The 26317-nt window shown below is 66.5% G+C and carries 22 protein-coding genes and 2 riboswitches; of the genes, 10 read left to right on the plus strand and 12 right to left on the minus strand.

Annotation, left to right across the window (positions count from 1 at the left end):
* Positions 1–33: 33 nt before the first annotated feature.
* Entirely contained in the window at positions 34–1149 is a 1116-nt protein-coding gene (locus KHC28_RS16080) for a linear amide C-N hydrolase (protein WP_214009371.1), read from the minus strand.
* Here KHC28_RS16080 and KHC28_RS16085 point away from each other — a divergent pair.
* Positions 1148–1324, plus strand: coding sequence for a hypothetical protein (locus KHC28_RS16085; RefSeq protein ID WP_214009372.1), 177 nt, complete (start codon positions 1148–1150; stop codon positions 1322–1324). The genes KHC28_RS16080 and KHC28_RS16085 overlap by 2 nt on opposite strands.
* Positions 1325–1566: 242 nt before the next feature.
* Positions 1567–2946 (plus strand): sensor domain-containing diguanylate cyclase, encoded by a 1380-nt coding sequence (locus KHC28_RS16090; protein WP_214009373.1) that lies wholly within the window; start codon positions 1567–1569, stop codon positions 2944–2946.
* Between the two features lie 35 nt (positions 2947–2981).
* Here the strand turns inward: KHC28_RS16090 and zigA are convergent, their stop codons facing one another.
* The 5 genes from zigA to KHC28_RS16115 form a co-directional block, all read right to left on the minus strand.
* Entirely contained in the window at positions 2982–4193 is a 1212-nt protein-coding gene (gene zigA / locus KHC28_RS16095) for a zinc metallochaperone GTPase ZigA (RefSeq protein ID WP_214009374.1), read from the minus strand.
* An 85-nt stretch (positions 4194–4278) separates the two neighbouring features.
* Positions 4279–5121 (minus strand): metal ABC transporter permease, encoded by an 843-nt coding sequence (locus KHC28_RS16100; protein WP_214009375.1) that lies wholly within the window; start codon positions 5119–5121, stop codon positions 4279–4281.
* A gap of 2 nt (positions 5122–5123) precedes the next feature.
* On the minus strand, positions 5124–5945 hold the full coding sequence (locus KHC28_RS16105; RefSeq protein WP_214009935.1) for a metal ABC transporter permease: 822 nt from the start codon (positions 5943–5945) through the stop codon (positions 5124–5126).
* A 35-nt stretch (positions 5946–5980) separates the two neighbouring features.
* Positions 5981–6964: a manganese/iron ABC transporter ATP-binding protein gene (locus KHC28_RS16110; RefSeq protein WP_376772720.1), complete on the minus strand. Its 984-nt coding sequence runs from the start codon at positions 6962–6964 to the stop codon at positions 5981–5983.
* Entirely contained in the window at positions 6961–7920 is a 960-nt protein-coding gene (locus KHC28_RS16115; RefSeq protein WP_214009376.1) for a metal ABC transporter substrate-binding protein, read from the minus strand. Before KHC28_RS16115 ends, KHC28_RS16110 begins: the two co-directional genes overlap by 4 nt.
* A gap of 132 nt (positions 7921–8052) precedes the next feature.
* Positions 8053–8264, plus strand: a riboswitch (cobalamin riboswitch).
* A 171-nt stretch (positions 8265–8435) separates the two neighbouring features.
* Between KHC28_RS16115 and KHC28_RS16120 the strand changes: the two genes are divergently transcribed.
* Together KHC28_RS16120 and KHC28_RS16125 are read left to right on the plus strand one after the other, a co-directional pair.
* Positions 8436–11243 carry a ribonucleoside-diphosphate reductase subunit alpha gene (locus KHC28_RS16120; protein WP_376772722.1) on the plus strand — a complete coding sequence of 936 codons (2808 nt, stop codon included), beginning with the start codon at positions 8436–8438 and terminating at the stop codon, positions 11241–11243.
* 23 nt (positions 11244–11266) lie between these two features.
* Complete coding sequence (locus KHC28_RS16125) at positions 11267–12388, plus strand: ribonucleotide-diphosphate reductase subunit beta (protein WP_214009378.1); 1122 nt, start codon at positions 11267–11269, stop codon at positions 12386–12388.
* Between the two features lie 27 nt (positions 12389–12415).
* Here KHC28_RS16125 and KHC28_RS16130 read toward each other — a convergent pair whose 3' ends face one another.
* From KHC28_RS16130 to KHC28_RS27455, 3 genes are all read right to left on the minus strand, one after another.
* The gene (locus KHC28_RS16130; protein ID WP_214009379.1) at positions 12416–13189 is read right to left on the minus strand and encodes an acyl-CoA thioesterase; all 774 of its coding nucleotides are present in this window, start codon (positions 13187–13189) and stop codon (positions 12416–12418) included.
* Complete coding sequence (metE, locus tag KHC28_RS16135) at positions 13189–15570, minus strand: 5-methyltetrahydropteroyltriglutamate--homocysteine S-methyltransferase (RefSeq protein WP_214009380.1); 2382 nt, start codon at positions 15568–15570, stop codon at positions 13189–13191. The genes KHC28_RS16130 and metE overlap by 1 nt, the downstream gene beginning before the upstream one ends.
* 108 nt (positions 15571–15678) lie before the next feature.
* A riboswitch (cobalamin riboswitch) is annotated at positions 15679–15883 on the minus strand.
* A 128-nt stretch (positions 15884–16011) separates the two neighbouring features.
* The gene (locus KHC28_RS27455; RefSeq protein ID WP_246564909.1) at positions 16012–17076 is read right to left on the minus strand and encodes a transglycosylase SLT domain-containing protein; all 1065 of its coding nucleotides are present in this window, start codon (positions 17074–17076) and stop codon (positions 16012–16014) included.
* Positions 17077–17586: 510 nt separating this feature from the next.
* On the opposite strand from KHC28_RS27455, the gene KHC28_RS16145 reads away from it, so the two are divergent.
* The 5 genes from KHC28_RS16145 (at position 17587) to KHC28_RS16165 (ending at position 22057) form a co-directional block, all read left to right on the plus strand.
* Positions 17587–18696, plus strand: a complete 1110-nt coding sequence (locus KHC28_RS16145) for a tyrosine-type recombinase/integrase (RefSeq protein ID WP_214009381.1) — start codon at positions 17587–17589, stop codon at positions 18694–18696.
* Positions 18697–18812: 116 nt separating this feature from the next.
* The gene (locus tag KHC28_RS16150) at positions 18813–19271 is read left to right on the plus strand and encodes a hypothetical protein (RefSeq protein ID WP_214009382.1); all 459 of its coding nucleotides are present in this window, start codon (positions 18813–18815) and stop codon (positions 19269–19271) included.
* Between the two features lie 127 nt (positions 19272–19398).
* Positions 19399–19623 carry a helix-turn-helix domain-containing protein gene (locus KHC28_RS16155; protein ID WP_214009383.1) on the plus strand — a complete coding sequence of 75 codons (225 nt, stop codon included), beginning with the start codon at positions 19399–19401 and terminating at the stop codon, positions 19621–19623.
* On the plus strand, positions 19620–21668 hold the full coding sequence (locus KHC28_RS16160) for an AAA family ATPase (protein WP_214009384.1): 2049 nt from the start codon (positions 19620–19622) through the stop codon (positions 21666–21668). The genes KHC28_RS16155 and KHC28_RS16160 overlap by 4 nt, the downstream gene beginning before the upstream one ends.
* On the plus strand, positions 21608–22057 hold the full coding sequence (locus tag KHC28_RS16165; protein WP_214009385.1) for a hypothetical protein: 450 nt from the start codon (positions 21608–21610) through the stop codon (positions 22055–22057). The genes KHC28_RS16160 and KHC28_RS16165 overlap by 61 nt, the downstream gene beginning before the upstream one ends.
* Before the next feature lie 175 nt (positions 22058–22232).
* Here the strand turns inward: KHC28_RS16165 and KHC28_RS16170 are convergent, their stop codons facing one another.
* On the minus strand, positions 22233–23147 hold the full coding sequence (locus KHC28_RS16170) for a nucleotidyltransferase domain-containing protein (RefSeq protein WP_312893266.1): 915 nt from the start codon (positions 23145–23147) through the stop codon (positions 22233–22235).
* A 141-nt stretch (positions 23148–23288) separates the two neighbouring features.
* On the opposite strand from KHC28_RS16170, the gene KHC28_RS16175 reads away from it, so the two are divergent.
* The gene (locus tag KHC28_RS16175) at positions 23289–24083 is read left to right on the plus strand and encodes a terminase small subunit (protein WP_214009386.1); all 795 of its coding nucleotides are present in this window, start codon (positions 23289–23291) and stop codon (positions 24081–24083) included.
* A gap of 301 nt (positions 24084–24384) precedes the next feature.
* Here the strand turns inward: KHC28_RS16175 and KHC28_RS16180 are convergent, their stop codons facing one another.
* Both KHC28_RS16180 and KHC28_RS16185 read right to left on the minus strand, forming a co-directional pair.
* The gene (locus tag KHC28_RS16180) at positions 24385–24723 is read right to left on the minus strand and encodes a 4Fe-4S dicluster domain-containing protein (RefSeq protein ID WP_214009387.1); all 339 of its coding nucleotides are present in this window, start codon (positions 24721–24723) and stop codon (positions 24385–24387) included.
* A complete protein-coding gene (locus tag KHC28_RS16185; RefSeq protein WP_214009388.1) occupies positions 24720–26312 on the minus strand; it encodes an FAD-dependent oxidoreductase in 1593 nt (530 codons plus the stop codon). The genes KHC28_RS16180 and KHC28_RS16185 overlap by 4 nt, the downstream gene beginning before the upstream one ends.
* Between the last annotated feature and the right edge of the window lie 5 nt (positions 26313–26317).

A 26317-nucleotide genomic window follows, 5' to 3' on the forward strand; every position in this document is an offset into this window, starting at 1 on the left:
CCCACAAGCCACCCGGCGGCGGCGCGGAAGGTGTCACGCGGCGGCAACGGCCTTGAGCGTTTCGCTGGCGTCGGTCGCGCCGCCATTGAGCGCCTTCAGCGGCAGCACCTTCGGTACGGCGAGGGAGGCCAGCGCCCCGATATCGAAGCTGGTGAAGTTCAGGCTCTGGTAGTCGCGGATGAAGAACAGCTTACGGTCGAGGTCCGACAGGCTGGTCCAGGAGGTGAACTCGGTCGCGTAGGTGACGCCCTTTTCCGGCTCCAGACCGGCGACTTCCATATGGCCGCCCCCGGCGTTCGGGTAGTCGATGCTGACGCCACGGGCGCGGTCGAAATTGTTCATCACATGCGCCAGCGTGCGCACGGCAATATCGGGCGTGGCCGCCTTCTCAGTGAAGTGCGCGAAAAACGCGGCGCGGACGAAGCGGCCCACCGACGTGTTGGAGGCCGGCAGCGCGGCGGTGGCGATGCCCGAATCCGGCTGCATCGCCCGGTAGCCGCCGAAGCTCGCCACCGGCGCGTCGACATTGGTGAGGTGGGTGTAGTTGTTCAGGTTCGTCAGGTGCCAGGGGAACTCCGGCCCGTTGGTCATCACCCCGACCGGATTGTCGTAGACCGACATCTCGCCGCGGTTGAACTCGATGACCACGGCCGCGCCGGTGGCGTCGTGCACCACATAGTGGAACGGCGATTCCACGCCGCCGAGAATGGCGAGCGGCTGCAGGAGAATCGGCTGCCCGGCCAGCGCCGTCTTGACCTCGGCGACGGTGGCGAACTGCCCGAGGATCCAGGCGCCGAGATCGGAGGCGGACAGCACGGCCTGCGTGGCGGCGAGCGCCCGCTGCGTCCCGGCGGCGGCCGGATAGGACAGCAGGCTGAAGGTCAGGCCCTTGTCGTTGAGGCCTTCCAGCACCTTGAAGTCGTCGATGCCGAGCGGCGCCTCGGCGGTGGGCACGCGGCACGGCATGGTGACGGTGAGCATGCCGTAGCGGGCACGGAATTCGAGCGGCGCATGTCCCGCGATTTCGGATCGGGCCGGGAAACCGGCCGGGAACCAGACGATCTGGTAGGGCAGGTCGATGGTCAATTCGAGCGTCCGCCCGAAATAGACCTTACCCGCGCCGTCGCGGTAGCTCAGGGATGTGCACATGTCGTCGCTGTCGCCTGCGGTGAGCCTGGAACGGAAAGTCGTCGTCAGCCTTTACGCGATCGTCGAGGCTGCTGCCAAGCGCTACCGCCGCATGGAAGTGGGGCCTGCCAACGAGCCGCACTCCAGCGCCATCCGGCGTGACGGACGAGCGCTGCGACACGCAGATCGCCGGTGAGGTCGGGCTGAGCGGCCAGATGGCGGCGATACCGGCTCGCAGCTCAGGACCAGGCTCGGCGCGGCCCTGCTGCCGGAGCTGGCGCGGCGGGCGATCCATCCGACCTCACGCGCGATCCTCGGTCGGAGCGGTTCCCGATCCTTCAGCCCCGCTGCCGGCGACCGGCGCGATCGGCGCACGGTATCGGCTTCCGCCCTGCTCGTGCATGCGCTAAGCCTGTCGGACAGGCTGGATCGAGAGCCATGACGAATGCTGCAGGCGGCCGGGCGGCAAGCTTCGGCGAAGGGCCGGAGCCGACGGCTGCGGAGGCCGGGTTCATGCTCGCCCTCGAGGGTCTGTGCCGCCTTGCGCGCAAGATTTTCGACGTGCCGGCCGCCTCGTTGTGCCTGTCGGATGGCAGCGCCCAGTGGATCGACCTCGACGTCACGGCTGATCCGGCGGCCTGGGCGTTCGCCATGTCGCTCGATGGACGGCCCGACGCCACCGGCGGGCCCATGATCATCGAGGATGCCGCGCGGCATCCGGTCCTTGCCGGTCTTCCCTTTGCGAGTAGAGCGCCGTCGGTGCGGTTCCTTGCCAGCGTCCCCGTCGACGGCGCCGGCAGCGGGCGGCTGGCGGTGTTCGATACGCGGGCGCGCGAGCCGGGCGCCGAGGCGATCGCCCGGCTCGGCGAGATTGCCGCGCTGGCCGGCCAGTGCCTCGCCTTGCAGCGGCGGGCGCGGGAGGCGGAGCAGCGCGAGGCGGAGTTCCGCCTGCTCGCCGAGACCTCGACCGACACCATCGTGCGCGGCAATCTCGACGGCATCCGCCTGTACATCTCGCCCTCGGTGCGTTCGCTGCTCGGCTACGAACCGGAGGAACTGATCGGGCGCCGGGCGATGGAGATCGTCCATCCCGACGATCTCCCCGGCTTCGGCGCACTCATGCAGCGCATCCGCGCCGGCCACCTGGATGTCGGCACCATCGAGGTGCGCCAGCTCCATCGCGACGGCGGCTGGATCTGGATGGAGGCCTCGATCCGTCTCACCTACGACCGGGCGACCGGAGCACCCACCGGCTATGTCGCCTCGGTGCGCGGCATCGACCGCCGCAAGCGCGAGGAGGCGCGGCTCGAACATCTCGCGACCCACGATGCGCTTACCGGGCTCGCCAATCGCGCATTGTTCGGCGAACATCTCGTGCAGGCGACGGAGCGGTTGCGGCAGGGGGGACGGCGCTTCGCGGTGCTCTACATCGACGTCGACCACTTCAAGCGGATCAATGACGGCTTCGGCCACCGGGCGGGGGATGTGGTGCTGCGCGAGGTCGCGGCGCGCTTCCGCGCGGCGCTCAATCCGGAGGACATCGTTGCCCGCCTCGGCGGCGACGAGTTCGCGATGATCCGCATGCTGGAGGCCGACCTCGCCGAGGCCGGCGCGCTGGCGCGGCGCCTCATCGCAGCGATGGCCGAGCCGATGAGCTTCGCGGGCACGACGATCCCGCTCGGGCTCAGCATCGGCATCGCCAGCGCGCCGGAGGGCGGTGGCGATGCCGATGCGCTGATCGCCCGCGCCGACGGCGCGCTCTACGAAGCGAAGCTGGCCGGGCGCAACACCTTCCGCTTCGCTTCCGGCACCGTCTAGCCCCGGTACCATCTGGCCCGGCGCGGGCGAGGCGGCTAGGCGGTCGCTTCCCATGCCGGGAACGGATCCGGCAGATGTTTCAGCTGTTCAGGGTCGAACAGCGTGGGCTTGAGCGGGCCGACGAGGCAGTCGTCGAGCGCGGCACGGATCGCGGCCTCGTCCATGTTCACGCCGATGAAGACCAGTTCCTGCCGACGGTCGCCATAGCCGGGCGTCCAGTGGGAGCGGAGCCACGAACGCCAGTCTTCCTGGGTGGGCCAGTGCGCGTGCGGGATCGCCGCCCACCACTGGCCGATCGAGCCGGTGCGGCAGATGGCGCCGGCGAGCGACATCTCGCCCACGCGGCGCGGGCGGGTAGCCAGCCAGAAGAGACCCTTCGCCCGTATGAGGCCCGGCCAGGTGCGGGCGAGGAAGGCGTTGAACCTTTCCGGATGGAACGGCCGCCGCGCCCGGTAGACGAAGCTCGTCACGCCGTATTCATCGCTCTCCGGCACATGGTCGCGGAAACCGTTGAGCTCCTTGAACCAGGTCGGGTGCTCATGCGCCGCCTCGAAGTCGAAGCGGCCGGTACCGAGAATGTCCTTCAGCGGCACATGGGCCTGGTCGGTCTCGACGATCAGCGCATCGGGATTGAGGGCCTTCACCACCGCGCGCACCTCCGCCCGCCGGGCGGGAGCGACATCGGACACCTTGTTGAGCACGATGACGTCGGCGAATTCGATCTGGTCGGTGAGCAGGTCGACCAGCGTGCGCCCGTCCTCCTCGCCGGCGGTCTCGCCGCGGTCGCGCAGGAAGTCGCGGCTGCCGAAATCCTTCAGGAGATTGGCGGCGTCGACCACCGTCACCATGGTGTCGAGCCGGGCGACGTCGGAGAGCGAGAAGCCGCCCTCGTCACGGAATTCGAAGGTGGCGGCGACCGGCAGCGGCTCGGCGATGCCGGTTGATTCAATCAGCAGGTAGTCGAAGCGCCCCTCGCCGGCGAGGCGCCGGACCTCGGCGAGCAGGTCGTCGCGCAGGGTGCAGCAGATGCAGCCATTGGTCATCTCGACCAGCTTCTCCTCGGTCTGCGAGAGATCGGCGCCGCCCGAGCGCACCAGCTCGGCGTCGATGTTCACCTCCGACATGTCGTTGACGATCACCGCGACCCTCAGGCCCTCGCGATTGGCGAGGACATGGTTGAGCAGGGTGGTCTTTCCGGCGCCGAGGAAGCCGGAAAGCACGGTAACCGGAAGGCGAGGATCAGGCATGAAACGCGCTCCGCGTGTTAAGTGATACAATGTATCATTTACACGAAGAGGGCGCGCGATCAACCCTGGCCCGGCCGGTGGCGGCTCAGCCGGCCGGATCGGTCGTCCCGGCCCGCGCGACGGTGCGGGACGAGCGCAGGAAGGCGGCGAGGAAGAGGGCGCTCATCACCAGCACGATGGTCGGCGCCGGCGCGCTGTCGAGGAAGAACGACAGGTAGACGCCGAGCAGCGAGGCGCCGACGCCGATCACCACCGACACCAGCAGCATGGCGCGGAAGGTACGGGCGAGCAGGAAGGCGATGGCGCCCGGCGCGATCAGCAGGGCGATGGCGAGGATCAGCCCGACCGCCTTCAGCGCGCCGACAATGGCCAGCGAGATCAGGCAGAGCAGCCCGTAATGCAGCACGCCGACGCGCAGCCCGATCGCCCGCGCCTGGGCGGGATCGAAGGCGTGCAGCAGCAGGTCCTTCCATTTCACCGCGATGATGCCGCCGACGACGAGGGCGACGAGGGCGCTCTCGCCGATGTCCCGCCACGCGACGCCGAGCATGTCGCCGAACAGGATGTGGTCGAGATGCACTTCGGACTGGATCTTGACGTAGAGCACCAGCCCGGCGCCGAACATGCCGGAGAACACGATGCCCATCACCGTGTCCTGCTTGATGCGGCTATTGTCCTTGAGATAGCCGGTGGCCACCGCGCAGGCCATGCCGGCGGCGAAGGCGCCGAGCGCGTAGGGCAGGCCGACGATGTAGGACAGCACCACGCCGGGGAACACCGCGTGGGAGATGGCGTCGCCCATCAGCGACCAGCCCTTCAGCACCAGGAAGCAGGACAGCAATGCCATCGGCATCGCCACCAGCGCCGAGATGACGAGGGCGTTGATCATGAAGTCGAACTGGAACGGGGCGAGCAGGGTGGCGGCCATGGTCACGGCTCCATCGTCACGGCCCGCGCCGCCCGGCGCCGCGCCGCCAGCATGCCGTGCTTGGGGGCGAAGACGAAGGCGGCGAGGAAGACGAGCGTCTGCAGCACCACGATGATGCCGCCGGTGGCGCCGTCGAGGAAATAGCTGGCATAGGCGCCCGCCGCGCTGGTGAGCGCGCCGATGGCGACGGCGATCGCGAGCAGGCGCGGGAAGCGGTCGGTGAGCAGGTAGGCGGTGGCGCCGGGCGTCACCACCAGGCAGATGACCAGGAAGGCGCCGACCGTCTGCAGCGCGGCGACGGTGGAGGCGGAGAGCAGGGTGAAGAACATGATCTTCAGCGCGGTCGGCCGCAGTCCGATCGAGCGGGCATGCGCCTCGTCGAAGAACACCGCCATCAGGTCCTTCCATTTCAGCATCAGCAGCGCCAGCGACACCACGCCGATGATCGCGAGCTGCAGCGTGTCCTCCGGGGTGATGGCGAGGATGTTGCCGAGCACGATAGTCTGGATGTTCACCGAGGTCGGCGACAGCGACACCATGAACAGGCCGAGCCCGAAGAAGGAGGAGAAGATCAGCCCGATGATGGCGTCCTCTTTCAGCCGGGTGCGCTGGTTGAGGAACAGCATGGCGGCGGCGGCCAGCCCGCCGGAGAAGAAGGCGCCCACCGCGAAGGGCAGGCCGAGCATGTAGGCTCCGGCGACGCCGGGGACGATGGCGTGGGAGAGCGCGTCGCCGATCAGCGACCAGCCCTTCAGCATGAGGTAGCAGGACAGGAAGGCGCAGACCGCCCCCACCAGCGCCGAGACCCAGATCGCGTTGCGCATATATTCGTAGCCGAACGGCTCGGTGAAGAGCGCGATCACGGCGTGCCCTCCCGCTCCGGGCGCCCGTTCTCCGATCGCTCGCTTGCCGGCCCTTCGCCTTCCTGCATTTCCCTGGCCGACTCCGTCTCGTCGGCGGTCTGGGGATGCATCGCGCCCTTCTCGCCATAGAGCACCAGCGGGCGTTCGTCATCGCTGAGCAAAGCGAGCTGGCGGCGGTCGTCGTCGGCGTGCAGCCCGGCGCCGCCGAGCACGAAATGCCTGAGCACGCCGCCGAAGGTCTTCTCCAGATTGGCCTCGGTGAAGATCTCGGTGGTGGGGCCGTGGGCGAGCACGGTGCCCTTGACCAACACGGTGCGGTCGCAGAATTCCGGCACGCTGCCGAGATTATGGGTCGAGACCAGCATCACCCGCCCTTCGTCGCGCAGCGCCCTGAGCAGCGCGATGATGGCCTCCTCGGTCTTCACGTCGACGCCGGTGAACGGCTCGTCGAGCAGGATGACGCGGGCGTCCTGCGCCAGTGCCCGGGCCAGGAACACCCGCTTCTTCTGCCCGCCGGACAATTCGCCGATCTGCCGGTGGCGGAAGGCCTCCATGCCGACGCGGCCCAGCGCGTCGCTCACCGCCTGCCGGTCGGCGGCGCGGGGAATGCGCATCATGCCCATATGGCCGTAGCGGCCCATCATCACCACGTCCTCGACCAGCACCGGGAAGCTCCAGTCGACCTCCTCGGCCTGCGGCACATAGGCGACGAGATTGCGCCGCAGCGCCTGCTCGACGCCTTCGCCGAGAATGGCGATGCTGCCGCTCGCCAGCCGCACGAAGCCCATGATCGCCTTGAACAGCGTCGACTTGCCGGAGCCGTTGACGCCGACCAGCGCGGTGATGGTGCCGGTGGGGATGGCGAAGCTGGCGTCGCGCAGTGCGGTGTGGCCGTTGCGATAGGTGACGGTGACGCTGCTGACGGCGAGGCCGGCGCCCGCTCCCACTCCCGCACCCGCTATAGGCGTCCGCGCGTTCATTGCGACAGCCCGTCGGCCAAGCCCTTGACCAGGGTGTCGGTGGTGACGCTGAGCAGGTCGACATAGGTCGGCACCGGGCCGTCGGCCTCGCTGAGCGAGTCGACATAGAGCACGCCGCCATAATGCGCGCCGGTCTCGCGCGCCACCTGCCGGGCCGGCTTGTCGGAGACGGTGCTCTCGCTGAACACGGCGGGAATGGCGTTCTTGCGCACCGCGTCGATCACCTTGCGCACCTGCTGCGGCGTGCCCTGCTGATCGGCGTTGATCGGCCAGAGATAGAGCTCCTTCAGGCCGAAATCGCGGGCGAGGTAGGAGAAGGCGCCCTCGCTCGACACCAGCCAGCGCTTGTCGGCGGGAATGGTGTCGAGCCTTGAGCGGATCGGCGCGATGGCAGCCTGGATCTTCGCCTTGTAGGTCTCGGCATTGGCCCGATAGGTGGCGGCGTTGGCCGGGTCGTGCGCGGCGAGGGCGTCGCGGATGTTGTCGACATAGATCAGCGCGTTCTGCGGCGACATCCACGCATGCGGGTTCGGCTTGCCGCTATACGGCCCCTCGGCGATGCCCATCGGGTCGACGCCCTGCGACACCACCGCGCTCGGCACGTTCTTGAGGTTCTGGAAGAATTTCTCGAACCACAATTCGAGATTCAGCCCGTTCCACAGGATGAGCTGCGCGCCCTGCGCGCGCTGGATGTCGCCGGGGGTCGGCGCGTAATTGTGGATCTCGGCGCCCGGCTTGGTGATCGATTCCACGATCGCGGCGTCGCCGGCGACGTTGCGGGCCATGTCGGCGATGACGGTGAAGGTGGTCACCGCCTTGAATTTCGGCGTCGCCCCGTCCTGTGCCGAGACGCTGGCTATGCCCGCGCCGCCCATGAGGCCGACCGCGAAAGCCGCCGTCGCGAACCCTGCCGCCATGAAACCGGCCAGAACCATGCGCCTCGACCCATCGAGCATCCCTGCCTCCTTTTGCGAATGACTTGCAAAATCATATTACGCAAAGTCAGCTTCATTGTGCAACTGCGAATGATTTGCATATCAAAGAGCGTCGCTGATTATCTATTGATTGACACGTTCGGGCATTGCGCCCCAACATCTAGTCGTCACGGTCCCCCGCGTTGCGAGATTCGGGGGCTAAGAGGGAAGCCGGTGCGCCTTTCGGGGCAAGGCCGGCGCTGCCCCCGCAACTGTAAGCGGCGAGCCTTTGTCCATTCCGCGTCACTGGGGCGATGAGCCTCGGGAAGGCCCGGCAAAGGCGACGACCCGCGAGCCAGGAGACCTGCCGCGACATCATGATCGTCCTCGGGCGGGGTGCCCCGGTGGAACGCTGCGACGCGTCGCCGGGCTGTCCTGCCTATTGGTGCGTCCACGTCCCGCTCGGCGCCTCCCCATCGCAACGGGGTTTGCAGCCGATGTCTCTCAATATCGAAGCCGAACGCATTGGCGTAAGCACGCCACCGCCGCGCTCCGTCATGTCCTCGCCCGCCGCGACGCCCGGCTACCAGGTGATCCGTCGCAACGGCGCGGTGACGCCGTTTGACGGCTCGAAGATCGCGGTGGCGCTGACCAAGGCGTTCCTCGCGGTGGAGGGCTCAAGCGCCGCCGCCTCGCGCCGTGTGCACGACATTGTTGCCGGCCTGACCGAGCAGATCGTCGCCGGGCTGACGCGCCGCGCCGATGCCGGCCGCACCTTCCACATCGAGGATGTGCAGGATCAGGTCGAACTCGCGCTGATGCGCGGCGAGCACCACAAGGTCGCCCGCGCCTATGTGCTCTATCGCGAGGAGCGGGCGCGGGAGCGCGCCGCGGGCAAGGCGGCGCCGGCCGCCGCCTCCGCCCTGCGCATGAAGGCCGCAGACGGCACGCTGGTGCCGCTCGACGAGACGCGTCTTTCCACGCTGATCGCCGAGGCTGTCGCTGGCCTCGCCGACGTCTCCGCCGAGGCCGTCCTCACCGAGACCCGGCGCAACCTCTATGACGGCATCAGCGCGGGCGAACTGGCGCTGGCGCCCATTCTCGCCGCCCGGACGCTGATCGAGACCGAGCCGAACTACACCCGCGTCTCCGCCCGGCTGCTGCTCGACAAGCTGCGCCGCGAGGCGCTGAGCTTTCTCGCCGGCGTTGCTGAACAGGCGACACAGCAAGAAATGTCCGTGCATTACGCCGACTATTTCACAAGCTACATCAAGCGGGGCATCGAGGAAGAGCTGATCGATCCCGAGCTGGGCCGCTTCGATCTCGACCGGCTGGCGGCCGCCCTGCTGCCCGAGCGCGACCTCGCCTTCGACTATCTCGGCTTGCAGACGCTGTATGACCGCTATTTCCTGCATGCGCGCGGCACGCGCTTCGAGCTGCCGCAGGCCTTCTTCATGCGCGTCGCCATGGGGCTGGCGCTGCGCGAGGTCGACCGCGAGGCGCGGACCATCGAGTTTTACCGGCTCTTGTCCTCCTTCGACTTCATGGCCTCGACGCCGACCCTGTTCAATTCCGGCACGCCGCGCGCGCAGCTCGCCTCCTGCTTCCTCACCACGGTTCCGGACGATCTCGACGGCATCTTCAAGTCGATCAAGGACAATGCGCTGCTGTCGAAATATGCCGGTGGCCTCGGCAATGACTGGACGCGCGTGCGCGGCCTCGGCGCCCACATCAAGGGCACCAATGGCGAGAGCCAGGGCGTGGTGCCGTTCCTGAAGGTGGCGAACGACACCGCCATCGCGGTCAACCAGGGCGGCAAGCGCAAGGGCGCGGTCTGCGCCTATCTCGAAACCTGGCACGTCGACATCGAGGAGTTCCTCGACCTGCGCAAGAACACCGGCGACGACCGGCGGCGCACCCACGACATGAACACCTGTAACTGGGTGCCGGACCTGTTCATGGAGCGCGTCGAGGCGGATGGCCCATGGACGCTGTTCTCGCCGGACGAGGTTCCCGACCTGCACGATCTTTATGGGGCGGCTTTCAAGACCGCCTATCTAAGCTATGAGGCGAAGGCCGCGCGCGGCGAGATGAAGGTGTCGAAGCCGCTGCGCGCCGTCGATCTGTGGCGTCGCATGCTGACCATGCTGTTCGAGACCGGCCACCCGTGGATCACCTTCAAGGACCCCTGCAACCTCCGCTCGCCGCAACGCCATGCCGGCGTGGTGCACTCCTCGAACCTGTGCACCGAGATCACGCTGAACACCTCGAATGACGAGGTGGCGGTGTGCAATCTCGGCTCGGTGAACCTGCTCGCCCACGTCACGCCGGACGGGCTCGACCAGGCGCATCTCGCCCGCACGGTGGCGACCGCCATGCGCATGCTCGACAACGTGGTCGACATCAATTTTTACACCATCCCGGAATCCCGCCGCTCGAACCTGCGCCACCGGCCCATCGGCCTCGGCATCATGGGCTTCCAGGACGCGCTGCACGCGCTGCGCATCCCCTATGGCTCGGATGCCGCCGTGCGCTTCGCCGATGAGAGCATGGAGGTGGTGAGCTTCCACGCTATCGAAGCCTCCACCGATCTCGCCGCCGAACGTGGGCGCTATTCCAGCTATGACGGCTCGCTGTGGTCGCAGGGCGTCCTGCCGATCGACAGCATCGAATTGCTGGCGGAAACCCGCGGCGGACTGGACCTTGACCGCTCCACGACGCTCGACTGGGACGGGCTGCGCGAGCGGGTGAAGCGTGTCGGCATGCGCCATTCCAACACCATGGCCATCGCGCCGACCGCGACGATCTCCAACATCTGCGGCGTGTCGCAGTCGATCGAGCCCGCCTATCAGAACCTCTTCGTCAAATCGAACATGTCCGGCGACTTTACGGTGGTGAACGGGTTCCTCGTCCGCGACCTTAAAAGCCGCGGCCTGTGGGACGAGGTGATGGTCTCCGACCTCAAATATTACGACGGCAGCGTCGGCCGGATCGACCGCATCCCCGACGAGCTCAAGGCGCTCTACGCCACCGCCTTCGAGATCGACGCCCAATGGCTGATCGAGGCGGCGGCACGCCGGCAGAAATGGATTGATCAGTCGCAGTCGCTCAATCTCTACGTCGGCAATCCCTCGGGACGGAAGCTCGACGAGACCTACCGGCTGGCATGGAAGCGCGGGCTGAAGACCACCTATTATTTGCGGTCGCGCTCGGCCACCCATGTCGAGAAATCGACGCTGAAGGGCACCGACGGCAAGCTCAACGCCGTGTCCGCCACCGTCATGGCCGCGCCGATCAGCGTGCCGGAAACCGTGTTCGGCAAGGCCTGCGCCATCGACGATCCCGACTGCGAAGCCTGCCAGTGAGCGGCGAAGAAGGAAATACGAGCATGCTCGACTGGTCCGACACCAAGACCGTACCCGCTCCGATCCATCCCGCCTTCGTCCCGCCGTCCGGCGATGCGACGGGTCTCGGCGCCATCGAACGCGGTGCCGCCCGCGTCACCGTCGACGAGAAGCGGATGATCAACGCGCGCGCCGACGTGAACCAGCTGCTGCCGCTCAAATACGGATGGGCGTGGGAGAAGTACCTCTCCGGCTGCAACAATCACTGGATGCCGACCGAGGTGTCGATGCAGGCCGACATCGCGCTGTGGAAGTCGCGCGACGGCCTCACCGAGGACGAGCGGCGCATGCTGAAGCGCAATCTCGGCTTCTTCGCCGCCTCGGAATCGCTGGTGGCCAACAACATCGTGCTGGCGATCTACCGCCATCTCACCAACCCGGAATGCCGGCAGTATTTGTTGCGGCAGGCCTTCGAGGAGGCGGTGCACACCCACACCTTCCAGTACATCGTCGAAAGCCTCGGCCTGGACGAGGGCGAACTGTTCAACATGTATCGCGAGGTGCCCTCGATCACCGACAAGGCGGCGTGGGCGCTGAAGCATACCCAGAGCCTCGACGACCCGGCGTTCCAGACCGGCACGCCGGAAGCGGACCAAAGCTTCCTGCGCGACCTCGTGGCGTTCTACGTCGTGTTCGAGGGGATGTGGTTCTACACCGGCTTCGCGCAGATCCTGTCGCTCGGCCGGCGCAACAAGATGGTCGGCATCGCCGAGCAGTATCAGTACATCCTGCGCGACGAGAGCATCCACCTGAACTTCGGCATCGACGTGATCAACCAGATCAAGATCGAGAACCCGCATCTGTGGACGCCCGCCTTCCAAGACGAGGTGCGGTCCATGCTGAAGGACGCCGCCGAGCTGGAGGCCGCCTATGGGCGGGACACCATGCCGAGGGGTTTCCTCGGGCTGAACGCGGCGCTGTGCGAGGAGTACATGCACTTCATCGCCAACCGCCGCTGCGCCCAGCTTGGCCTCGCCCCGGTGTTCGCGGAAGCCGACAACCCGTTCCCGTGGATGAGCGAGGCGATGGACCTGAAGAAGGAGAAGAACTTCTTCGAGACCCGCGTCATCGAGTACCAGAATGGCGGCGCGCTCGCCTGGGATTGAGCGCGCCGCGCATTCAGCGGGCGCGGGTCAGGCGCCGGAAGCGGCGAGGGCGACCGGCCGCTGCCGCTCATCGACCGCGACCATGACGAACTCGCCCGACCCGCACGGATGACGGGCGCCGGAGGCCAGGTCTTCCGACCAGAGCCTGACGGCTACCGTCATCGAGCTGCGGCCGGTGCTCTCGACCCAGGCCTCCACCTCCGCCATGTCGCCAGGGCGGATCTGGTGCACGAAGTCCACCCGGCGCGTCGAGGCCATCACCACGGCGCGGCGCGACTGCCGGGTGGCGACGACGAAGGCTGCCTTGCCCAGCATGGCGAGCGCGCTGCCGCCATAGAGGCTGCCATAGTGGCTGGTCTGCTCCGGCAGGACGAGATCGGCCATGCGGAACGGGCCGTCGTCCGCCGCCGGCTCCGGCACCGGCGGTAGGACGGCGGGCGTGCCCACCGCCACCATGTTGAACACGCCGCGCGTGCAGTGCCGGCGCTCGCCGGTCAACGGCGCCTCGGCGATAAGCTCGACCTCGACGCCGAGCGAGCGCCGCCCGACCCGCACCACCCGGCCGGTCGCCTCGATGATCTCGCCGAGCCGCGCCGGGGCGAGGAAGTCGATCCGCTCGCAGGAGGCCGTGACGAAATCCGCCTGCGCATGCCGGGCCGCCGCGAGGAAGGCGACCCGGTCCATATGCGCGAGGCCGGCACCCCCGAACAGGGTGCCGTGATGGTTGGTCGCGCCCGGAAAGACGATGTCGACGAGACGCGTCGTCTTCCGGCTCGTCGCTGCCGGACCCGGCCGCTCCATCACTCGGCCGCCCGCGCGAGATCGCCGCGCAGGCGATGGGCCGCCGCCACCATGTTGACCAGCGCCGGGCGGACCTCCTCCCATTTGCGGGTCTTCAGGCCGCAATCGGGATTGACCCAGATCTGCTCGGGCACCAGACGCTGCGTCGCCTTCGCCAGCAGCTCCGCCATCTCCTCCACCGTCGGCACGCGCGGCGAATGGATGTCGTAGACTCCCGGCCCGATCTCGTTCGGGTAGCGATAGGAGACGAAGGCGTCGAGCAGCTCCATCTTCGAGCGCGAGGTCTCGATGGAGATCACGTCGGCATCCATCGCCCCGATCGCGGCGATGATGTCGTTGAATTCCGAGTAGCACATATGGGTGTGGATCTGCGTGGCATTGGAAACGCCCGAGGCGCACAGCCGGAAGCTCTCCACCGCCCAGTCGAGATAGGCGTCCCAGTCGGCACGGCGCAGCGGCAGGCCCTCGCGGATCGCCGCCTCGTCGATCTGGATCATCGCCGCGCCAGCGGCTTCGAGATCGGCCACCTCGTCGCGGATGGCGAGCGCGATCTGCCGGCAGGCGAGGCTGCGCGGCACGTCATCGCGCACGAAGGACCAGTTGAGGATGGTCACCGGCCCGGTCAGCATGCCCTTGATCGGCCTGTCGGTGCAGTCCTGCGCGTAGCGCCACCATTCCACTGTCATCGGCGCCGGGCGCGCGACGTCGCCGAACAGGATCGGTGGGCGGACATAGCGCGAGCCGTAGCTCTGCACCCAGCCATGCCGGGTGAAGGCGAAGCCCGCGAGCTGCTCGCCGAAATACTGCACCATGTCGTTGCGCTCGAACTCGCCGTGAACGAGCACATCCAGGCCGATTTCCTCCTGCCAGCGGATGGTCGCCGCCGTCTCCTCGCGCAGGAAGTCCTCATAGGCCCTGTCGCTCAGCTCGCCCCTGCCATGGGCGGCGCGGGCCTTGCGCACCTCGCTCGTCTGCGGGAACGAGCCGATGGTGGTGGTCGGGAAGGCCGGCAGGCCGAACCGCTGGCGCTGCACCGCTGCGCGTTGGGCGAAGGGGCTGCCGCGGCGTGTCATCTCCGGCGTCACCGCGGCCATTCGCGCGGCAACGACCGGATTGTGCACCTTCGCCGAGGTGCGGCGGGCTTGGGCCGCTGCGCCGGAGGCCGCCAGCCTGTCGGCCACCGCCTCGCTGTTGCCCGCCAGTGCCGTGGCCAGCGTCGTCAGCTCCTCCATCTTCTGCACCGCGAAGGCCAGCCAGCTCTTCACGTCGGCATCGAGCGCGGTTTCCTGTGCCAGATCGATCGGCACGTGCAGCAGCGAGCAGGACGGTGCGATCTGGACGTGATCAATGCCGCGCCGGCGCACCACCGGCGCCAGTGCGTCGACGAGCTTCGGCAGGTCGGCGCGCCAGACATTGCGGCCGTCGATCACGCCGAGCGACAGCACCAGCCCCGCCCGCGCCTTCGCCGACACCTCCGCCAGCTGTTCCGGTGCCCGCACCAGGTCGAGATGCAGCCCGGCGACCGGCAGCGCGAGCGCGGTGTCGAGATTGGCGCTCAGCCCGCCGAAATAGCTCGTGAGCATGATCTTCAGCTTCGGCAGCGCATGGGCGAAGAAGCCGTAGGTCTCGCGCAGCGCCGCCCGCGTCGGCTCGTCGAGGTCGAGCACCAGGCAGGGCTCGTCCATCTGCACCCATTCGGCGCCGCTGGCCGAGAGCCGGCGCAGCACTTCGACATAGACCGGCAGCAGGTCGCCGAGCAGCGATAGCGGGTCGAGGCCGGGCTGCTTGGCCTTGCCGAGCTTGAGAAACGTCACCGGCCCGAGCAGCACCGGACGCGTGTCGTAGCCAAGCGCCTTCGCCTCGCGGTACTCATCGACCGCCTTGCTGGAGGCGAGCGTGAAGCGCTGCCCGGTAACGAATTCCGGCACCATGTAGTGGTAGTTGGTGTCGAACCATTTGGTCATCTCCAGCGCCGGCACGCCGGTGTGGCGACCATGGTCGTGACCGTGTGCGCAAATGGCGGGCGCGCAGCTGGCGGGCTCGTCGCCCTCGCTGCCCCGTGCCATGGCGAAATAGGTGTCGAGCGGCACCGGCCCGCCGGTCCAGCCATAGGCCTCCGGGATGGCGCCGACCATCACCGCCGTGTCGAGCACATGGTCGTAGAGCGAGAAGTCGTTGGACGGGATGTTGGTCACCCCGAGCGCCTTCTGCCGCGCCCAGTTGGCGGCGCGCAGCCGGGCGGCGATATCGAGCAGCGCGGACTGATCGGTCCTGCCGGACCAGTAGCTTTCGAGCGCGGCCTTGAGCTCGCGGCGCGGTCCGATCCGCGGCGTGCCGAGGGTGGAAACCGGCACCATGCCGGCGGAAGAGGAGACATTCATCGGCTAACCCCAAATGATTGGGGGCAAAGGCCGAGCGGACGCATAGGCGCGTAACGGCGGCCAGCGCCGGCGGACGCGCGAACGCACCACCGGGACACCCCGCCCAGGGACGATTAGGCTGTCGAGGCAGGTCTCCTGGCTCGCGGGTCGTCACCTTGGTCCGGCCTTCCCGGGGCTCGTCGCCCCAGTGACGCGGAATGGACAAAGGCTCGCCGCTTACAGTTGCGGGGGCAGCTCCGGCATGGCCCGAAAGCGCACCGGATTCCCTCTTAGCTCCGGCCAGCGCCGGAGAACCACGACGAGGGGAGAATGGGCAGCTGCCCGCCGAATGTCAATCGCGATATAAGGACATCTTTATATCGGCATATGATTGGGGCGAGGCTGTCGCCGACACGATGACGCGGGCTTCTTCAGCGCTCGATGCGGCGGCACGCCGGTGGGTTACTCCTCGGCGGCGGCGGTGCGGATCAGCGAGCCGAGCATGCCCTTGCGCTTGGCCTCGTAGTAATAGCCGCTGGCATAGAGCGTCACCGCCCGCCTCTCGTCGCGGCCGGCGACCCGGTAGGCGTTGGCGAGATAAGCGACCGCGTAGGCCATGTTGGTCTCGGCGTCGAGCAGATCGCGCGGCGCGCCGCGGAAGCCGAGCGCCCGCGCGGTATCGACGCGGATCTGCATCAATCCCCAATAGGGGCCGTGGCGCCTGCTCGGGTCGAATTTGCTCTCCCGCCAGGCAACGCGGCGCACCAGCGCCACGGGTACATTGAAGCGCCCGGCGTAGCGCTCGATCAGCACCTCGATCTGCCGGGGCGCCCGGTCCGACGTGGCCCGGCTGGCGACCGACTCGGGATCGTCGTCGATGGGCCGCGCGGCATCCTCGGTGGGGGCAGGGACCTCCTCGCCGGCCGTGTCGTCGCGTGGCGGCGTCGCGTCATCCGGTGCGGCCTCCTCGAGCGCGGCCTTCTCGGGCATGGCCAGCGTCTGCGGAGCGTAGGACATCGGCGCGACGGGGCGCCGGGGCGGCAGCGGCGCCAGCGATGCCAGTACGATGCCGGGCAAGGCGGCGAGGCGCTTGGGCGGCAGCGGAACGGGGGCAGGGGCGGGCGCCGAGGCAATCGCCGCGGACGGGATCGACGTGGACGGGATCGGCTCGCCGGATGGGGGCGTCTGCGGCGGAACCGCGATCTCCCGCTGGAAGACCGCGACCTCGAAGGCGGCCTGCCTGCGGGCAACAAACCTCCCGCCGGGCAGTGTCCCGTGCGGCGGGTCGGTCAGCCATCCGGCGTAGGACGGAGCGACCAGACCTGCGGGATCGTAGGCGACCGATGCGGGAAGCATGACCGACACGGCCACGTCGAAGGACACCCAGACGAGCTGAGGCGCCGACGTGGACGGCGTCGCCGAGGCGGTGTTGGCCGGTGGTGGAGACGGTTGGGGATCCGTCGCGGCCCAGACCCGCGATGCGCCGGAAAATGGGCTACAGGCGACCGATCCTGCCAGCGCGAACATCGCGACCGCAAGAGGCCTTCTGCCCATCCATCGCTGTGTTGCTTGCCATTCCACGCCGCTGCCTAGCACAATTCGGCAAAGGTTGAAACGCGGTGCTCGCCATCCCGCCCCGGCCGGCCGGCGCGCAGGGGATCCGGTCTTTCCGACGCCATCGAGCCTCGGCGGCGCCAGCTATTCGCTCCCCGGTCCGATCCCGGCCGTCGACCTCCGCACGTACGTCCGAGGAGATCGGTTGTCGGGAATGGTGCCGGTGGTCCCGCAGCCGAAAACTTAATCAGGGGGATCAATGTCTTATGGGGAAGATGGCGGAGACAGAGTCCGTAATACCTATCTACTCGCTTCTCCCAAGCCATCTCATGAATCCATTGTTATGATTGATTTTTCGTGACCATTTGTCTGCCCCTCTCCCACAATATCCAATAAAATCTCACGCATTAAGTGGGGCCGATAGTGGGGCCGTTCGCTCCGTGATTGCGGTCAATCGGGTAGGTCGATCTGGGCGGAGACGGCATGGCACGTACACGCAACCGGCTGACCGCGAAGGGCGCGGCGGCACTTCTGGAGCCAGGCCGGCACGCCGATGGCGGTGGCCTGTATCTCGTCATCGATGGCGATGGACGCAGTGCCGATCGGCGTCGGTGGCTGTACCTGTTTCAGTGGCGCGGGAAACGGCGGGAGATGGGACTGGGTGGTTATCCGACCATCTCCCTCGCCGAAGCCCGTAAGGCGCGCGACGAGGCCGAGCTGGTCCTGCGGGATGGGCGCGATCCGATCCTCGCCCGCGAAGAGATGCGCCGTGGGCGCGAACGCACGCCCACCTTCGGGGAGGCGGCGGAATCGCTAATCGAGACGATGCAAAGCGGCTGGCGGAATGCCAAGCACCGGGCGCAATGGGGCACCACCCTGCGCACCTATTGCAAGTCGTTCTGGTCCTCTCCTGTCGATGAGGTCGGGACCGACGCCATCCTCGGCGCCCTGAAGCCGATCTGGATTGCGAAGGCCGAGACCGCATCACGCCTGCGCGGCCGGATCGAAGCGGTGATCGACGCGGCCCGCGCGGCAGGCCATATCCCGCCGAACGAGGCCAATCCCGCCGGCCGGCGCGGCCACCTCGACAAGCTGCTGCCGAGGAAGCAGAAGCTGCAGCGCGGGCACCATCGCGCCATGCACCATGACGCGCTGTCCACCTTCATCAGCGATCTGCGTGATCGTCAGGCCACGGCGGCGCTCGCCCTAGAATTCCTGATCCTCACCGCTGCCCGTTCCGGCGAGGTGCGGGACATGCGGTGGAGCGAAGTCCACCTTGGTGATCGCCTGTGGAGCGTGCCGGCCGCGCGGATGAAGGCCGGTCGGGTGCACCACGTGCCATTGTCCAATCGGGCGGTCGAGGTCCTCGAAGCTGTGAGGCCACTGTCTGACGGTGAGGCCGACGCGCTGGTGTTTCCCGGCCACAAGCCGGGCAAGCCTCTCTCCATCATGGCGATGACCATGCTGCTGCGACGGATGGGGACGGATGTCACGGTGCACGGCTTCCGCTCCGCGTTCCGCGATTTTGCCGGCGACGAGACCGGCTTTGCCCGAGAGGTCGCCGAGGCGGCGCTCTGTACGAAGCGCCTCTGAATCCTGAAGTAAAGTCTCTCGTCCGCGCCGATCTCGAACGAGCCATGGGAGGTCCTCTGCAGTGGCATAAGGTGCCAGATGACACTTGGGCCGAGCTGGCACGGGCAGAAATCGCTTTGGACGACACCATCGAGGCGGCAGAAACAGAAGAGTTTCGCGAAGCCCTTATGGCCGAGCGGGATGCATTGGCCAAGGACCTCGACGAGGCCGCGGTTAACACGGTCCGGCTTGGCGAAGTGATGGATGGGGTACGCCGGATCGCGTTTTATGCGGGCGACGTGGTGAAGAACCTTGAGGACGAGCCCACCTTCGTCGACGGCTCGGCTCGGGACAGGTGGATCATCGATCTCACCGGGTTCTGCAAGCGGTCAGGATTGCCGATCGGTGCAGGTCGGGAGTTGCGTGCGAATGGAGAACCTGCCGAGTTTATCGCGTTGGTGGCAGCCTTGACCGACACGCTGCCCCCCGATTGTTCCCGGCACGCGACCACGCCGGCCGCGCTCGCCAAGGCGATCGGCGAGGCACGACGGAAGGCCGCCGCCCTCAGGAAGGCCAGCCAAGCCGCCGAGGCGTAGTCATCGCCGATCCCCGGCTGAGCAAGGCAGGGACGCGAATAGCGGACCATGCCCTTCCTTCGCGTCCCGAACCTTCGGGACAAGCTGGTCTAACTGGGAAGCCTCTCGAAGAACCGGGGAGGCTCCCATGCCTGTCGATCCGGCTGCCGCGAACGCCAAAGCCGAGGAACTCCGCAAGGAAGTCTTCACGCTCAGGCAATTGCACCATGTCTTCGCCATCCCACCCTCAAGTGCCTATCGCTACATCGCCGAGGGCCAACTCCAGTCGATCAAGATCGGCGGTCGGCGTCTGATCCGCCGTGTGGATGTCGAGGCTTTCCTGGCCGCGAAGGCCCGGGAAGACCGGCGATGAGTGTCGAGCTTGATGCGCGCACCGCCGCGCCGAACGAACCGGATCAAGCGTCAAGCGCACGCCCCGACCCTGGCAATAAAGCTTCGCGCGAACCCACATCGCAGCCCGCCGCAGAAGAACTGCTCCGCGATCCTGAGGGGCGGCCGTTTACTCCCGCTCTTCGTGAGCTTCGCGCACTCGGCCGCCGCTGGGTGGCGTGGCGGCTGGAATATCGGAACGGGCCAGACAAGAAGCCGACCAAGCCTCCGGTGAACCCGCACACGGGTGGGATGGCGAGCCACTCCAACCCGGCGACGTGGGGCACCTATGAGGAGGCGGTCACCTGTCAGCGGCAGCGCAACCTGGCTGGAATCGGTTTCGTACTGACCGATGATGACGATATTGCCGGCTTCGACCTCGACGATTGCCGCGACAAGGAAACGGGCGAGATCGCGCCGTGGGCGCAGGCGATCCTTGATCTCGCCGAGACCTACGCCGAGGTGAGCCCGTCCGGCACCGGCATCCGCATGTTCTCGCGCGGCAAGCCGCCAAAGGCGACCAAGGTCGACGCGGCCGGCATCGAGATCTACGCCACCAAGCGCTATCTCACGATCACCGGCGACCATGTGCCCGGCACGCCGGACAGGATCGAAAAAGCGCCACGCACCTACGATGCTCTCCTGGCCCGAGCTGCGGAATTCAATGCGCGCAAGGCTGACGAGGCCCGCGCCGCCGAGCTGCCGCGCCACGCCGCGCAGGAGATCAGCCGGACGCGGACCACGGCCGCCGACGGTCGGCCCGGCGACTGCTTCCGCGCCGTGAACGATGCGGCTCTCGCCAACCTGTCGTCATGGGTGCCCTCGATATTCCCTAGCGCACGCACATCGGCCGGCACGAGCGGTTATCGCATCATGTCCCGGATGCTCGGGCGTGATCTGCAGGAGGATCTATCGATCACTCCGCAGGGCATCACCGACTACGGCGTCCACGACATGGGCGATCCGCGTGAGGGCTGCCGCACCGCGATTGATACCGCCATGGAGTTCGGCGGCGCCAGCTCGGCCATCGACGGCGCTTTCTGGCTTTGCGAGAAGCTGGGCCACTCGCCCGAAAGCTTCGGTTGGCAGGATGATCGTGACGATCCCGAACTGGCGGTGCTGGGCAACAAGATCGCCGACAACCTCGACTACTACGTGAAAGACGAGGACGGCGTCGGCTACGACGCCCAGACTAGTGAGGCGGTAACAGTTTCGGTATCTCCGCCCCCTGCCGACGTCGACAGCCTCACTGGTTTTAAGTTTGACGGCATGGTTCCCACCGCGCCGCCGTCTATGCTCGTCAAGTCTCTCATCCCCTTCGAAGGCATTGTGTTCATCGGTGGCCAGTCGGGTGCCGGCAAGACCTTTATCGCCGTCGACCTCGCGGCCAGCCTGGCCAGCGGCACGCCGTTCTTCGGCCTTAAGGTGCGGGAGCGGGTCGGTGTGGTGATCCTCGCAGTAGAGGGAAGCGGTACGCTCGCCTCGCGCGTCCATGTGGCCCGAGAGCATAGGATGACGGCTACAGCGCTTCCTATCTCGTGGCTCGCGGACGTCCCGGACCTTGCGAAGCCGAAAGAAGTCCGCGCTCTGATCGAGGGGTTCCGCGAGGTCGGTGCGCACTTCCATCGCGAACATGGTGTTCGGCTTGGGGCCGTCATCATCGATACCCTCTCCGCCGCCTTCTCGATCGAGGACGAGAACAGCAATGCCGAAGCCGCTAAGGCCATCCGGCTCATGAATCTTATGGCCAATAAGCTCGGTGTCGTGGTGATTCCGGTCCCTCATTACGGCAAGGGTCCCGAAACGGGTTTGCGCGGAGCCAGCGCGTGGCGGGCGGGAGCCGACGCGGTGCTCTCGGTTTCTGCGGACCGTGATCAGACGACGGGCAACTGCCGTGACCGTCATCTGGTGCTCACCAAGTCTCGCGTCGGGCTCGAGGGCTGGTCCATGGTGTTCGACTTTCTTTCGTGCCGATCAGTCTGGACGAGGACGGCGAGGCCTATGGTGCCTGCTACGTTCTGCCGTTGACCGGTTCGGAGATCAGGCTGGCCAGCATGCCAAGGGAACACAAGGAAAGGGTGCCTCAACACGCGAAGGTCTATCTGCATGCCATCGGGATCGTCCTTGGTGAGAAGGGCGTGAAGATCCGCCCCTTCGGCTCCGAGGGCCCGGAGCTCAGAGCGGTGGATTGCACGGACATCCGGAAGGAGTTCGATCTTTCCTATCCTGCCGATGGCGACATGGCAGAGAAGAAGAAGGATGCCCGTCGCAAGGCGTTCGCCCGCGGCGAGGCTTGGGCGCTTGACAAAGCACAGGTAGCGACTCGGGAGGTCAATGGCCGCCAGATGGTTTGGCTGGTCAGGGAGACGGTCGATGATCCTAACCTTGGGGAATATGCCGGACGGGCCGGACAGTAGGACAGGCTGGACAATCTCCGAAATGTCCGAGGCGTCCGGGTGGCTTGCCTGCCAATAATGACCAGAAGCCAATTATTCGTCGTCGATCCAACTGCTTGATGTCAGGTCTGGTGAAAGCCAGATTGGCAGGGTGTGACCATCAACGGCACCGCCTACACCTCCCGTCAGAATGTTTTCATGCGATTGCAACTGATCGACCGCCATCCATCCCGATCCACCGGCGAAGAAGTGCATTAGCCTCTTCCTCTGCCCCAAACGTAGACCTGTTCCGTTCTTGGCCAAGAAGACGGGTCGCCGCATCGAACTCGGTATCGACAAAGCACGAGATTGCCTCCGGCAAGATCATTGTGCCAAGTTCGTGCGTGCGCGCCTTTTCCGCGATGAGCGCAGCGACCAGCTCCCGGATTTCCGGCGGAGGCGACGTTTCGGCCATCAAGGTCGGGAAGTGCATCGGCGGCACATTGCCCTGCGGATGTAGGCGCAGCCACCGCAGCGCCGCTGCTGGCCGGAGGGCATAGAAAAGCCTCTTAAGCGGAACCGACGCTCTATCGCTGAAACAGGCACGCCGCTGCCGCAGACCGAGGTACAGGTAGTGACGCGCGACCAGGTCGCGGCTCGTATGGCGTCGGGCGAATGCGAGGAGTTCGTCCCGGAAATGCTCCGACCCGGCGTAGTTGATGGGGCTCTGCAGCCATTCGAGGGCGGTGACGTTCCCTTTGAGCATCAGCTTCAGGGTTTTGGCCAGATCCCAGCCATTGATGTCAAAGACGCCATCTGTAGGCAGTTCGATGACATCGCGAGGTGGAGAAAGGCTGAGATAGCGCTCTATTCGTCGGACGAAGATGAAGCGGCAATCAAAATCACTGTCCGGTGACGCGAAACCCCACGCGCGGCTGCCGGACTCGACAGCGAGAAGCAGCGTGGCGTCCTCCTGGCACTCAAGATCAGTCAGCCTTCGATCGATCTCACGGAGCGATTCAGCGGAAAAGTCAGGCGGGATGTGTCTCAGGCTGGTGTTGGCAAGCGCCTCCCTTGGTAGAAATCTCTGCGCGAGCCCTGTAGCACGGCGTTCAAGACAGGGAGGAAGAATTCCTGTTCACCGCGCCACGGGCCTTGCTACTCCGGCGTCGTCGGAGGTCGGGGGAATGAATTCGTATTATGTCGACGCAATATAGACCTTTGATGTCCAGGATCGTGATCGTCGGATACGCTCTTGCCATCGGAGGTAGCTATGGGCCGGGTCGGAGACAATCGCACCGAACTCGCCCGCGTCGATCGGGAGCGGCTCGATCCGTTCGAGCGGGCGCTCGACAGGCTCACCCAACGCGAGCAGAGCTTCGTTCATCATTACCTGCTGGATCTCAGCGCGTCTGAAGCTGCCCGGCGGGCCGGCTATGCCGAGCATACCGCCCGCTTCTTGGCATCGCGGATCCTGCGCAATCCCGATGTCGCCGCCGCCATCCGCATCGCCATGGCAGAGCGCGCCCGACGTACCCAGATCGATGCCGATGCCGTGCTCTGCCGCTGGTGGGCGACGGCGACCGCCAACCCCAACGACATCATCCAACACATCCTTGGTGCCTGCCGCTATTGCCACGGCACGGACCATACCTATCAGTGGCGGGATCGCCGGGAGTTCCGCGCCGCCCTCGCCCGTGCAAAAGCCAACAACGAACCCGATGATCTCCTGCCCAGCGAGGAAGGAGGCTTCAGCTACAATGCGCTGTCGGAGCCCGATCCCGACTGCCCGCGCTGCGATGGCATCGGCGAAAGCATGGTCGTCGTCCACGACACCAGCTCACCTCTCGCTGCACCGCTCTACGATGGTTTGAAGAAGACCAGGGACGGCGTCGAGTTCCACCTCGCCGACCGGGCGAAGGCTCTGGAGATGGTCGCGCGCCACCTCGGTATGTTCAACGACAAGCTGAAGCTCCAGGGCGATGCGGAGAACCCGCTAACCGTTCTGATCCGCGAGCTGCAAGGCACTTCGCTTCAACCCGTCGCCAATCCCACTGATGATGACTGAGATGCTTGGATGACTGGGCGTGCCGATCTGTTGGCCGCGGCCTCGATCGTCGGCTTCTGACCCATAGGCGACATCGAGAACGTCTACTCTCAGTGTCGACGGGCCGGCGGGATTGCTTCGCCACTCCGTTTAGGTTTTTCGTGCCTTTACCCGTGCCTTGGACGCCGCTTTCGTGGCCTCGACAGCTGCTTGAAGCATCGCATCATCGAACCAAGGGGTCAAATGCCTACGTCGATATTGACGATATGATATGTATATTTTTCTGAGAACATTTAAATTTCTCGTGATTTTTCACATTTTATTATGGTTTTACTTTATCATCTTCGAACATCCGATAGCTGGTATCCTTGTGTGTGCCTTTTGGGCGGGAGCGATCCCAGCCCATCCTTTGACGGAAGCTCCCGAGGAGGCCTCGGGCAGCAAGCTCTTCTTCCGAAACGATTTCGTCGCGATCGCGCAGAGGTGATACATAGAGGGCGTCAACAGGGCAGTAGAGTTCGCACAGGAAGCAGGTCTGGCAGTCTTCCTTGCGCGCAATCACGGGAATGTCGTTCTCGACCGCCTCGAACACATGGTCAGGACAGGCCTTGACGCAAAGATTGCAGGCGATGCAGCGGGTCGGGGAGAGAAGCTCGATCATTCGGCGGCCAGGCTTTCGGGGGTTGAATGGTCGGCGGCATGAGACCACCGCGACCAGACGCGTCCGACGCCTCCGGAATGTATTCGCCGGGGCGCCTCTCCGGTCGATGCGGCGTCCTCACGACGATGGATGCCTCGGCTCTCCGGACGGGCCTGCGCACTCGCGACGATCCAGCGCGCGGTGGCGGTCATGGCGGCGGCTTCATACGATTTCTCCTGTCCCGGCAGGCGCACGTCGAACCGGCGAACCGCCTGCCACAGAGTGTCGAGCCGCTGCGCCGAGACGGCGAGGCGGTCTCCAGAACGGTAGAAGCTGCGGTCGAGCGGCAGTACTTCGCCCTGCACGGCTCGGATTATGTCGGCGAGTTCCGCCCGCGCATCGGCATGCGCGACGGTCGTCCCGGTTATCCCGGTAGCGGCGCGTGCCGGTCGGCGAACGGCGAGGGGGCCGAGCGAACCGGCGAAGCGGGCCGCGGCGCCGCCGGCCCACACGCCGGTTGCCAGCGCCCAGGAGGCATTCGGCCCGCCGCCGCCCGAGGTGGCCCCGCTCATCGGTTCGCGTGCCGCGGCATCACCGGCGGCATAAAGACCGGGCAGGTCGGTTGCTCCATCCTGGCCGATCAGGATGCCACCCACCCCACGCACTGTACCTTCATAGAGCAGCGTCACCTCGAAGGGCTGGGTGAAGGGATCGATGCCCTGCCGGTCGAAGGGCAGAAAGATATTGGGCTGACCGTGTCGCATGCCCTCGCGGAGCCGCTCGGGGGCCTTGTCGAGCACCGCGCGCACCGAGCCACGGAGGAGATGGCGGGCGACGATCTCCTGCCGGTCGCCGGTCTCCTCGATACGATTGCCGTCGACGTCGAAGAGAGTTGCCCAGAAATAGACGATGCCCTTGGTCACCGAGGACCCCTTGGGGGCGATGCCGTACTGCCCGGTGAAGTCCATGCCTGAGAGGCGGGCGCCCAGCTCGGCGGCCATCAGATAGCCGTCGCCGGTGAGGTTATTGGTACCGAGGGCGCCGCTGAGGAATGCACAGCCACCCGACGCGATCACGACGGCGCCAGCGTGCACCGTCCAGCGTTCGCCCGAGGCGCGCCACCGACCGGAAACGCCGGCCGCCACGCCCTCGTGAGCAAGCAAGGTGTCGGCCGGAGCGTGGTCCAGGATGGTCACGCCTGCCTTCAGCAGCTTCCGGCGCATGAAATAGAGATAGTCGACACCGCGCATCGAGCCGCGGAACAGCAGGCCGGTATCTGAGGTGGGAAAGCCGTAGCCCCAGTCCGCCAGGCGGCCGAGCTGGCGGTAGGTCTCATCCAGCACACGCGTGACCACGTCTTCCTCGACGAGACCGGCGCCACGCGCGCGTCGCCGCTTCACCGCCTCGGATTGCGCCACAGAACCAGGTGCCGCGTCGATGATGGTGGTGTTGCCGGCGGCAGTGGCACCGGAGGTGCCGACATAGCCCTTCTCGACCACGATCACCCGCGCGCCTTGCTCGGCGGCGGCGAGCGCCGCCCAGCAGCCGGCTGGCCCGCCGCCCATCACGACGACGTCCGCTTCCAGTTTCGTACCCGTCTGCGCTGTCATGGTGC

This window comes from Ancylobacter sonchi (assembly GCF_018390695.1).
GTDB lineage: Bacteria > Pseudomonadota > Alphaproteobacteria > Rhizobiales > Xanthobacteraceae > Ancylobacter > Ancylobacter sonchi.